The sequence below is a fragment of the uncultured Streptococcus sp. genome (assembly GCF_963545685.1).
Classification (GTDB): domain Bacteria; phylum Bacillota; class Bacilli; order Lactobacillales; family Streptococcaceae; genus Streptococcus.
The window spans coordinates 19,934-31,560 of record NZ_CAUUKN010000018.1; the positions used below are offsets into that span (position 1 = coordinate 19,934).

Sequence of the window (11,627 nt, forward strand, 5' to 3'; positions counted from 1 at the left end):
GTAAAACAAGGGAATTTCCGGCAATCCTCGTAAACGGTAACTTTTTCATCTTGAATGGTCAGTTTTTTTCAGAAATTTGAGAAGTGCATTTTCTAATTTCATTAGATATTCAGTCATCTAATTCTATATAAAATGGCAAAAATAAACAGTAAATGATGATATTTCAGCTCCTAAAATACTAAATTTTATGAGAATAAAAAAACATCTCCCACACAAAGTGAGAAATGATTTGTTTATCTATTTTTAGTATCCAAGATAATGGTGACAGGTCCATCGTTGACCAGGCTAACCTGCATATCTGCACCAAAGCGTCCTCTTTCTACAGGAACATGACTTGACAAGGATTGGTTGAAATCGTCATAGAACTGATCGGCCATATCAGGCTTTGCAGCTCCCGTAAATGCCGGTCGATTCCCTTTTTTCGTATCTGCAAAAAGCGTAAACTGAGAAATCGACAAAATCTGACCACCAATATCCTTAACAGAGAGATTCATCTTGCCATCTTCATCTGAAAAAATGCGCATATTGACAATCTTACGAACCGCATAGTCAAGATCCTCTTTAGTATCCTCTGGGCCAACTCCAACCAAGAGTAAGAGCCCTTGCTTAATAGCACCGACCGTACTATCCTCAATAGCTACAGAAGCACTTTGCACGCGCTGAATCACAATCTTCATAGCAGCAACTCCTTAACCATTGGTACGTTTAACACTATAAACATCTGGGATAATCTTAATCTTATCCACAAGGCCAGTCAATTCAATAAGGTTGGCAATTTCAAAGCTAACATGAATATTGGCAAACTTCATATCCTTAGTTGGTTGTGCATTAACCGTAGCGATGCTCTTAGTTGTATTTGACAAGATTTGAAGAACATCGTTCAAAAGACCCGAACGATTAAGGCCATAGATGTCAATCTCAGCTAAGTAAGATTTATTGGTATTGCGTTCATCCCACTCAACTTCAATTAAACGTTGCTCATAACCTTCTTGACTCTTGATATTATTACAATCTGAGCGATGAATAGCTATTCCACGTCCCTTAGTGATGTAACCATCAATCTCATCTCCAGGTACTGGGTTACAACACTTAGCGATACGCATAAGGAGACCTGAGGCACCTTGAATGATAACTCCATTTTCACTTTTAACCTTGAGAACTTCTTTCTTCTCAGTCTTAACTTCGCCACCATTCATTAGCTCTTCAGCTTCAGCTTTTGCCTTAGCACGCTCTTCCTCACGGCGTTCTTTTTCTGTCAGACGATTGAAAACAGCAGCAGCACTAATTTCGCCAAAACCAACAGCAGCATAGAGAGCTTCCTCACTACGCACGCTCATACGAGGAAGGATCTCCTCTATATGTTTCTTGTCTAAGTACTTATTGGCAATATAGCCATGCTCTTGGAAATAGGCAATCAAAAGCTCACGACCCTTGGTGATTGAAGCTTCCTTGTCTTGATTCTTAAAGAATTGACGAATCTTATTTCTGGCCTTGGTAGTTTTGACCATCTTAATCCAGTCACGACTAGGGCCAAAGGAATTGGCATTGGTGACAATCTCAACCACATCACCCGTCTTGAGTTTGGCAGTCAGAGGCACCATACGACCATTAACCTTGGCACCTGTGGCCTTCTCACCGACTTGGGTATGGATGGCATAGGCAAAGTCAATAGGACCTGAATCTTTAGGCAATTCCTGAACAGCACCATTTGGTGTAAAGACATAAATTCGCTCTGAGAAGATATCCTCTTTTACAGAGTCAACAAATCCCTTCGCATCCCCGTTTGAGGCATCTTGGAGTTCCACAAGATCTTTAATCCAATTCATTCCCAAAGCAGACTCTTTCGAATCTACCTTGCCCTTGATACCTTTCTTGTAAGCCCAGTGAGCTGCAACCCCGTATTCGGCAACTTGGTGCATCTCCTTAGTACGGATTTGGATTTCAATAGGCCCTTTGGGTCCATAAACCGTCGTATGGATAGACTGATAACCATTGGATTTAGGATTGGCAATATAGTCTTTGAAACGTCCAGGCATAGGACGCCAAAGCTCGTGGATGTAGCCCAACATAGCATAAACGTCACTATGCGTCTCCATGACACAACGAATAGCAATCAAATCATAAATCTGATCAAAGCGTTTCTTCTTGTCACGCATCTTACGAAAAATAGAGTAGATGTGTTTTGGACGGCCATAAACATCACCGACAAGCCCTTGTTCAGCTGTATAGGTCTTAATTTTATCGACAATCTCGTCCACAAGTGCCTCACGCTCTCGGCGTTTTTCCTTCATCATGTGGGAAATCTTATAAAATTCTACCTCGTTAAGGTAACGGAAAGCCAGGTCTTCCAATTCCCATTTGATACGGCTGATACCCAAACGGTGAGCCAAAGGAGCGTAAATTTCCATCGTTTCACGAGAAATGCGCTCCTGCTTATCCTTACGAAGATGCTTGAGGGTACGCATATTGTGCAGACGGTCTGCCAACTTAACCAAGATTACTCGGATATCCTTAGACATAGCCATAAGCATCTTACGGTGATTTTCAGCCAACTGCTCCTCGTGAGACTTATATTCAACCTTACCAAGCTTAGTAACACCGTCTACAATATTGCGTACATCCGTACCAAAATCCGCTTCTAAATCATCTAGCGTCTTTTCCGTGTCTTCGACGACATCATGCAAGAAACCACAGGCCACTGTTACTGCATCAAGATGGAGATCTGCCAAGATACCTGCCACTTGAATAGGATGGATTATATAAGGTTCTCCTGACTGACGAAATTGTTCACTATGAGCTTCCGTCGCATAATGCCAGGCCTTTTCGACTAATTTCAAATCATCTGCTGACATATATGCCGAGCAAACGTCTAAAATTTCTTCTCCTGTTACATTTTTATCTTTAGCCATGATTTCTTCCTTCGCTTCTTTTAATTAACCTTTATTTTATCACTTTTATAAGTAAAGAAAAAGAGCTAGGTAAGCAATTCTTAACTAGGAGGAGTTAACTTGAAAAACACAACATCTTGTGTTAGAATGATTGAGCAAACACAAGATATAGATAGAAAGAGGACACTCATGTCTCAACTCACCCTCGTGTATATTAGTCTGAGCGGTAACACCCAAAGCTTTGTCAAACGTATGTCTGATTATCTCTCCCTAAATCATGGGATTAATTGCCGCCAAATCAATATCAAAGAGCTTAATCATGAAACCTTCCAAGTGGATGAACCATTTGTTGCACTCTTGCCAACCTACCTTGAAGGTGGGAATGGTGTTGACAATGGAGATGTCGAAATCCTAACCAATCCACTGGGAGACTTTATCGCAGCCCATGACAACCACAAACGTTGTTTTGGTATCATCGGTTCTGGAAACCGCAACTTCAATAACCAATACTGCCTAACTGCTAAACAGTACAGCCAGCGTTTTGGCTTCCCAATGTTGGGAGACTTTGAGCTACGTGGTACACAATCCGATATTGAGCGTCTGGCACCTATTATCCTAGAAGCACAAAAGAACTTTAATTTGTAAGACAAGAGCAAAAAAGCCCGAATCAGGGCTTTTTCTCGTACTTAATTTTTTTCGTATTTCTTGATTCCAAAGAAACCAGCCAAGGTCACAAGAACCAGACCAGCTAAAGTTACTGACATGGATTCATCTGAACCTGTATTTGGTAAAGTCTTAGCAGAACTTGAAACTTGAGTTTCTTGGATTTGGGCTTGAGGCAAGATAATTATCTGAGAATTTGACAACTGGATAGCTGTAGTAGATTTAGCTAAGCTAGACCCTTCGATAACCTTTGGTGTTACGTGCTTCGTTTGGTCCACTGTCTCAGCACCTTTTGATGACTGTTCAGATTCTTTCTTAGTCGTATCCTCGACTTGATTTGCCTTTTCCTTAACAATCAAACGGTACTCTGCAAATCCTGCCTGTGTTGATGGTCCTACATAACTAATGGCATCCTGACCAGCAAGGTGGGCACGTGCATTGTCCGATGAGGCAAAACGGATATCTGCATTTGTAATGTTTGGAACAAAACTCCAATTTCCATCGGCACTCGGATTAATCGTTTTCTCACTGACAATATAATCAATGATAGCCTGACGATTTTCAAGATTGAGGAGACGTTTTTCCGCAGCATCTCTAACACCAGGGAAATTACCAGTCGCACGATAGTTGTTGGTTACCACAAGGAAGGTTTGATTCAAATCAATGGGTTGACCTTGATAAGCTAAATCACGAACACGGCTAGCGTCTGGGTTAACCAACTTACCTTCACGATCATACTTATTAGGTTGCGTCAAATCAAACTTGTAAGTCAACCCATCAATCACATCGTAATTATATGAGCGATAGCTACTGTTAATGAGTTGTTGGGGTTCCTTACTATTAGGGTCAATTTGATTGAACTGACCTGCAGACATTTCCAACCATTCTTTAATCTGCGCACCAGTCACCTTGAGAAGAGCAGTAACATTATCATAGAGGTAGAGGTCTGCAACATTCTTAATGGCTAATGGCCCCGCTGGGATATCAGTATAGTAGGTCGCATCCCCACGAGTCCCAGCTTTGAAAGGTGCTGCAGCTGAAAGGAGTGGAAGATTCTCATCTGCTGTTCCGGCTACTTGTTTCTTAGCATACCATAGTTGCGCATTATTAACGATCTGAATAGATGGATCATCCTGAACTTGAGCAAAGTAGCTAGTGATTGGGGCAGTGGTCTCACCAACTTCCTTACGGACATAGTTGATTGTCCCATTATGGTCATGAGCAGCCATATCAATTAAGTCCTTGTCCGCAACATCTGACTTAGTATCAATTTTTTCAAGCTTAGCTTTACTATTGACAACTTTCCATTTGCCATCCGTATAAGTTAATTTGATATCCATGATACCCAGATGGTCTCCGAATTTACCAGCCATAACCACAGGTTTCCCATTGATGAGGCCATTGACATCATCTACACCAGGGTACTTGGCATAAAAACTTGTGCCATCACCATTTGGGAAATCCGCATGAGAATGCCCTGTCGCAACAGCATCAACACCTTCGATACCAGCAATTTGGTAACCTTCATTTTCCTCGTTCTTAGTATATTCATTGTCGCCAATACCAGAATGAGCAGCAACAAGAATAAAATCAGCCCCAGCAGCCTTCATTTGAGGAACAATAGTCTTAACAGCCTCCATTGGATCGTCAACAGTTACCTTACCTTCAAGATTGGCCTTGTCCCAAACCAAAATCTGTGTTGGAAGGACACCAGTAATCCCGATTTTTAGCGTTACCTGTTTGCCATCCGTATCGGTAAAGGTCTTATTAACAATCTTATAGGGATTGTAATAGTAGTCACCTGTCTGAGCATTGCGCACATTAGCATTGATAATATTAATCTTAGCAGCCTTAACCATACGATCCAAAAATTCAAGGCCATAGTTAAACTCGTGGTTTCCAAGCGTCTCAGCATCGTAACCAAGCATCTCAAAAGCCTTATACATAGGGTGAGTCTCACCTTGAGCAACAGGATCAATCAAGGCCTTATAAGTTCCAAAAGGGGTTCCCTGAATCGTATCCCCACTGTCCACCAAGACCGTATTTGGATTGGTTTCACGAGCTTTCTTGATAAGGACAGCTGTTTTAGACAGACCAACTGTTTGAGACGGCTTATCTTGATAATAGTCATAGTTAACCAAGTTGGTATGAAGATCTGTTGTTGACAAAATCTGCATATCAACAGTCTGCCCCTCATGAGCGGGCTCTGTAACGGTTTCAGCTTGTACTGGCACCGCTGGTGTCACCTGATTGGCATTAGTCAAAACATCACTAGCTTCTTGACTTGCTTGGGCTGTTGAGGTAGTAGATGATGCTTCTGCAGACGTATTTGTCGCTACTGTTGTTGGTGTATCAGATACAGTCTCTGTTCCTCCTTGAACAGCTGTTCCTGAAGTTCCTTGTCTTGATACGGCAGCAGTCTCACCATTTGTCACAGTTTCAGTTGAGGTCGTTGGAACTGATACCGTTGCCTCATCAGCATGCCCAACGACTTGTGGTACAGTCAAGAGAGCAAAAAGTCCCAAAACCACAGCGGATTGAGTCATATAACGATTCGTTTTCATTAAAATCTTCCCCTTTTATAAAGATAATACAATTATATTAAACCTAAATAAGAATATCAACTTTTTTTAGAAATGCTCGATTTGTCATACAAAACCAATGGCAAGATTCAACCTTAGCTTAAAAGTGTCAAATAAAAAAAGTTGGAACAAAGCCAACTTTATCTTAATTATTCAATTCTAGGGCATAACTCACACTGCTCAAAGCATAGAGGGGAGCTGTTTCCGTACGCATAATACGCGGTCCAAGGCCAACTTTAACGCCACCAGCTTCTTCAAATGCATCAACCTCAGACGGAGAAATACCACCTTCTGGTCCAAAGATAAAGAGAATTTTCTGACCACTCTCTACCTGAGCCAACTCACGAGCTAGAGTAGCCAACTCGCCTGCTTTGGCTGTTTCCTCATAGGCGATAAAAATCTTATCAAAATTATCTAATTCTGATAGAAATTCTCCCTTCTTCTCGAACAATCTGACTTCTGGAACACGATTACGCTTGGATTGTTCTGCAGCTCCTAAAGCAATTTTGGCAAGCTTATCTTCCTTCTTGGCAAGCTTCTTACCATCCCACTTAACCACAGACCAGTCGGCAGGGAAGGCCCAAATAGCCCGAGCTCCAAGTTCTGTTGCCTTTTGTGTCACCAGCTCCAGCTTATCTCCCTTGGGAAAACCAGAAGCAATGGTTACAGATACAGGCATCTCGACATTCTCATTTAAGTCTTCAATCACTTCAAAGACATGATTCTCACGATCAATCACACGTGCAAGATACTTGATACCGTCTTCAAAAACCAAGACCACCTGATCATCCTCTGTTAAACGCATAACGTTAAACATATGCTTCACAGTATCCTTGTCTTTGATAATTACTGGATTTTCAACCTGCCCCTTTATAAAATACTGTTGCATTTAGCCTCCAATCACACCTGAAATATCATCTGTCTTCTTGAAGACACAAGCATTCCACTCTCCCTGAACCATGTGAGTTTCCAGGAAGAAACCAGCTTTCTCAGCCGATTCACGCACCATATCCCATTTTTCAGAGATAATCCCTGACATAATCAAATAACCTTCATCTTTAACCAAACGGTAGGCGTCTTCAGTCAGGTGGATGAGAATATCCGCCAAAATATTAGCCACGATAACATCAGCTTCTTGAGTCACACCCTTCAAAAGATCTCCCGTAGCAACGTGGATATTTTCCATACCAGGGTTCATGTCGATATTTTCCTGTGCCACTCGAACCGCCACATCATCAAGGTCATAGGCATAGATTTCCTTGGCTCCAAGAAGAGAGCTAGCAATCGAGAGGACTCCCGAACCAGTTCCCACATCAATCACAGTCTCGCCACCACGAAGCACCTGTTCAAGTGCAAAAAGGCTCATCTTAGTCGTTGGGTGTGTCCCTGTCCCAAAGGCCATACCAGGATCCAACTTGATAATCTTTTCTCCCGCCGTCGCTTCGTAGTCCGTCCAGGACGGCACGATGGTCAAGTCATGAGTGATACGAGCTGGTTCATAGTATTTCTTCCAATTCTCAGCCCAATCTTCCTCAACCAATTCTTGAGTTGCCAAGTGAATATCTCCCGTTTCAAGACCAAAATCCGTCAACTCAGCCAAACGCTCATTGACTTGCTTGGTAATAGACTCGATATCTGCTGATTCCGGATAATAAGCCGTAATTTTAACCGTCTCAACCTGCTCAACCTCAGGATAAAGTTCCCCAAAACGGTCCGCATTTTCCAAATAATCTGCACTATCATCAATAGCCACACCCTGGCTCCCAGATTCGATTAAAATATTAGAAGCCGCCTCTTCGACCTCACGATTAACTTCAATCGTTAATTCTTGCCATTTGTCCATTAATTATCTATTTCCTTTCCTACTAAATAATCTTTAAAACGTTCTTGCAACTGGGGAACGACACCTTCTGCTTTTATAAAATCCTCTATAGGCGTCAATTTAAATTCTTGGCCCTCGTCTCCAAAATCAATCTCCTGATACTGCTTCTGACTAATGTGGGCAACTACAAAAACGGCTAACCTATCTTTATCCAACATACTAGGATAGATTCTCGACCAAATAATCGATTCCTCTTTCAAAGTCAAGCCCAGCTCCTCCCAGACTTCACGTTGAAGACACTCAAGTGGCGTTTCTAGGCCCTCTCTTCCACCACCAGTCAACTCCCACATATTAGGCCAAGGAATAGCTGGCTTATTATCTCTGAGAATGACCAGAATACTTTTCTCTACGAGTAAGGCAGCCTTAACACCTGTAAAATCAAACTGATTCTTTAGATAAGCATCCATCCCTTTTCGCTCCCTTTAATACCTTGGATAAGCAAAAAAATCCTTCTCTTCAAGTTGAGCTTTCCCTTTTTCGAAAGCTTCTTTGTCCCAAACCAAACCGAATTCCTCAGGTCCATCATCAGATAGAAAATCCATCAAGTCACTCAATCCTTCTGTTGCCACCTCATTCAAGGTCTCCGCAAAATAGGACAAAAACTCACGAGATAGACCTTTCTTAGGTTCATATGGAATTGTCACTAGGTAGTCCTCTTCATCAAAACGTGATTTTGCTGGATTGTAAAAGAGCACGTAATCCTCAAAAATTACATCTTCATCAGACACTTCACCCTTATCATCAATAGTCTCCACATTGCTACTGTTTTGCGCTTCTAGGATAAAGGTTACCTCCACAGCGTAATTCTTTTTATCCCAGTCCATTGCAAAATCAAAGTCTAGATGCTTATCCAGTTCTTCTTCTAATACTGACAAAAAGCCGAATTTAGCCATTTGTTTTCCTCGTTCTTTCTTAGTATTCCCTTTATTTTAGCATAAAAGAAGACAATAAAAAACAGAGTAGACTGTTCCACTCTGTTCTAGTTCGTTATTTAGCATTTTCAACCGCTGCTGTTACAAAGGCAGTGTAAAGTTCTTCAGCATGGTTTGGACGGCTATGGTATTCTGGGTGGTATTGCGCTGCCACAAAGAATTTCTTATCTGGGAGTTCTACAACTTCCATCAAACGATTATCTGGTGACACACCTGAGAAGACAAAGCCTTCAGCCTCAAACTGTTCACGGAACTTGGTATTAAATTCATAACGGTGACGGTGACGACGTTGCACTACCTCTTGGTTACCGTAAGCGGCTGCTGCCTTAGAACCTGGTTTCAACTTACATGGGTAAAGACCTAGACGAAGTGTTCCCCCCATATCTTCAATGTCAATTTGATCACGCATAATATCGATAATTGGGTACTTCGTTTCTGGATCAAGCTCAGCTGAATTAGCGCCATCCAAGTGAAGAACGTGGCGAGCAAATTCAATACATGTCAATTGCATACCGAGGCAGACACCCAACATCGGCACATCATTTTCACGTGCATAACGAATAGCTTGAATCTTGCCCTCTGTACCACGTTGACCGAAACCACCAGGAACGATGATTCCATCAGCATCAGCCAAACGAGAATCAACATTTTCAGCAGTCAAATCATTAGCATTAACCCAGTCAATATCAATGGCAGTATCATTTGCCAAACCTGAGTGTTTAAGCGCCTCAACCACCGACAAATAAGCATCGTGAAGCTCCACATATTTCCCAACAAGAGCAATTTTAGTAGTTTTCTTAAGGTTAAGTACCTTATCAACCATAGCAGACCATTCTGTCATATCTGCAGCTGGTGCATTCAGTTTCAAATGATCACAAACGATTTGATCCATACCCTGAGCCTGCATGTTAAGTGGCACTTGATAGATATGTTCCACATCTAGTGATTCAATAACAGCCTCAGGTGCTACATCGCAAAACTGAGCCAGCTTATTCTTGATTCCTTGCCCAGCAGGTTCCTCTGTACGAATAACCAACATATTGGGTTGAATACCTAAACCACGCAATTCCTTAACAGAGTGTTGCGTTGGTTTTGTCTTCATTTCACCAGCAGCCTTCAAGTATGGAAGAAGCGTTGTGTGGATATACATAACGTTGTCAGAGCCCACATCAGCCTTCATTTGGCGAAGAGCTTCAAGGAATGGAAGACTTTCAATATCACCAACAGTCCCACCAACTTCAGTGATAATAACATCTGAATCGGTCGTTGTTGCCGCACGCTTAATCTTGTCTTTCAAAGCATCTGTGATATGCGGAATTACCTGAACAGTCGCACCTAGATACTCCCCTTTACGTTCTTTACGTAAAACTTCACTATAAATCTTACCAGTAGTAACATTAGAGTATTTATTAAGATTGATGTCGATAAAACGTTCGTAGTGACCAAGGTCAAGGTCCGTTTCAGCACCATCATCAGTGACATAAACTTCACCATGTTGGTAAGGACTCATCGTTCCTGGGTCAATATTGATGTAAGGGTCAAATTTTTGAATGGTAACCTTAAGTCCACGATTCTTAAGCAAACGTCCAAGACTCGCAGCTACAATCCCTTTACCAATTGAAGATACCACACCACCAGTGACGAAAATATATTTTGTCATGTTAACTCCTTATAAAATAATACAAAACAATGAAAAAAGCAGATTGATTACCGTATTCGATAATCAAAGTAGTCCATTACCAGTGTCCAACATGAGTACTATTTAGTAACTCAATATCAACAAAACCAGTAAATGACTGAAAACAAAAATGGCCCCCAAGAGTTTTACTCTGGGAGCCTTAATCATGACCTCTTAAAAAGAGGTGCCCGATAAATAGTCTAAACTATCCAAGACCATTTGTCAATGAAAACTTAGTCGTTTGACTCATCCTCATAGTCATCGTCGTCATCTTCTTCTGACAACTCAACATCATCCAAATCGTCATCTGGAATAATTTCATTCAACTCAGAATCATAAGATTCCACTTCGGCTTTCTCATCATCTTCGTTATCGTCGTCATATTCAAGACTATCAGAAGCAGGTGTAAAGTTCTCGTCTTCTGGATCGTCATCATTATAGTCGATGGCATCTTCATCACCATCCATGAAGGCATTAACTTTCTTGTTTTTACGTTTTGGTGCATTTTCATCAGTATCTTCCAATGTGATGACCTCTTCATCGATTTCATCAATAGCATACCATGAACGCAAGCCCCATTTGTTATCACCTAGTGGAATGAAACTTCCATCCGTATTCAAATCTGAATAAAAGAATGGCAAAGCACTACGGATATCGGCATCCGATTTTTCTAAGTAATTTTGAATTTCATTGACTAAATCGTTGAAATACATTTCATTATCACGACCACGTGTTTCTAAGATAGCACGGGCCACTTCAATCATTGATAATTCACTTTTTTCTTGTCCAGCAAATACGTCTAGTTCCAAAGTGGTTCTCCTTCATTATTACTCAAGTTAGTTCCTACTGGAAAATAGCTCAGCAATCAAATTTCGCTACCCTCTATTTTACGCTAAAAAGAGTCATTAGTCAAAGTATTTATAGAATAAAAAATCAAGTCTCAAAAGAAACGGCTCTATAATTTCTGTAGTGGGTAAAACCACCGTAGAGATTATAGAGCTT

The 11,627-nt window shown here is 41.3% G+C and carries 10 protein-coding genes; 1 reads left to right on the top strand and 9 read right to left on the bottom strand.

Going from position 1 to position 11,627, the window contains the following annotated elements; genetic code table 11:
• Positions 1-233 precede the first annotated feature (233 nt).
• Together dtd and RWZ99_RS05065 are read right to left on the bottom strand one after the other, a co-directional pair.
• On the bottom strand, positions 234-677 hold the full coding sequence (gene dtd, locus RWZ99_RS05060) for a D-aminoacyl-tRNA deacylase (RefSeq protein WP_314676829.1): 444 nt from the start codon (positions 675-677) through the stop codon (positions 234-236).
• A 12-nt stretch (positions 678-689) separates the two neighbouring features.
• Positions 690-2,909 (bottom strand): bifunctional (p)ppGpp synthetase/guanosine-3',5'-bis(diphosphate) 3'-pyrophosphohydrolase, encoded by a 2,220-nt coding sequence (locus RWZ99_RS05065; RefSeq protein ID WP_314676831.1) that lies wholly within the window; start codon positions 2,907-2,909, stop codon positions 690-692.
• Positions 2,910-3,077: 168 nt separating this feature from the next.
• On the opposite strand from RWZ99_RS05065, the gene nrdI reads away from it, so the two are divergent.
• The gene (nrdI, locus tag RWZ99_RS05070; protein WP_314676832.1) at positions 3,078-3,533 is read left to right on the top strand and encodes a class Ib ribonucleoside-diphosphate reductase assembly flavoprotein NrdI; all 456 of its coding nucleotides are present in this window, start codon (positions 3,078-3,080) and stop codon (positions 3,531-3,533) included.
• A gap of 41 nt (positions 3,534-3,574) precedes the next feature.
• On the opposite strand, the gene RWZ99_RS05075 is transcribed toward nrdI, so the two are convergent.
• The 7 genes from RWZ99_RS05075 to rpoE form a co-directional block, all read right to left on the bottom strand.
• Positions 3,575-6,115, bottom strand: coding sequence for a bifunctional 2',3'-cyclic-nucleotide 2'-phosphodiesterase/3'-nucleotidase (locus RWZ99_RS05075; RefSeq protein ID WP_314676833.1), 2,541 nt, complete (start codon positions 6,113-6,115; stop codon positions 3,575-3,577).
• Positions 6,116-6,278: 163 nt separating this feature from the next.
• A complete protein-coding gene (locus tag RWZ99_RS05080) occupies positions 6,279-7,022 on the bottom strand; it encodes a 16S rRNA (uracil(1498)-N(3))-methyltransferase (RefSeq protein ID WP_314676835.1) in 744 nt (247 codons plus the stop codon).
• Positions 7,023-7,976 carry a 50S ribosomal protein L11 methyltransferase gene (gene prmA, locus RWZ99_RS05085; protein ID WP_314676837.1) on the bottom strand — a complete coding sequence of 318 codons (954 nt, stop codon included), beginning with the start codon at positions 7,974-7,976 and terminating at the stop codon, positions 7,023-7,025.
• Positions 7,976-8,422, bottom strand: a complete 447-nt coding sequence (locus tag RWZ99_RS05090; RefSeq protein WP_314676839.1) for an NUDIX hydrolase — start codon at positions 8,420-8,422, stop codon at positions 7,976-7,978. Before RWZ99_RS05090 ends, prmA begins: the two co-directional genes overlap by 1 nt.
• A 15-nt stretch (positions 8,423-8,437) precedes the next feature.
• A complete protein-coding gene (locus RWZ99_RS05095) occupies positions 8,438-8,908 on the bottom strand; it encodes a DUF3013 family protein (protein ID WP_314676841.1) in 471 nt (156 codons plus the stop codon).
• Positions 8,909-9,002: 94 nt separating this feature from the next.
• Positions 9,003-10,607: a CTP synthase gene (locus RWZ99_RS05100; RefSeq protein WP_314676843.1), complete on the bottom strand. Its 1,605-nt coding sequence runs from the start codon at positions 10,605-10,607 to the stop codon at positions 9,003-9,005.
• Positions 10,608-10,858: 251 nt separating this feature from the next.
• On the bottom strand, positions 10,859-11,434 hold the full coding sequence (gene rpoE, locus RWZ99_RS05105; RefSeq protein ID WP_314676844.1) for a DNA-directed RNA polymerase subunit delta: 576 nt from the start codon (positions 11,432-11,434) through the stop codon (positions 10,859-10,861).
• Positions 11,435-11,627 lie beyond the last annotated feature (193 nt).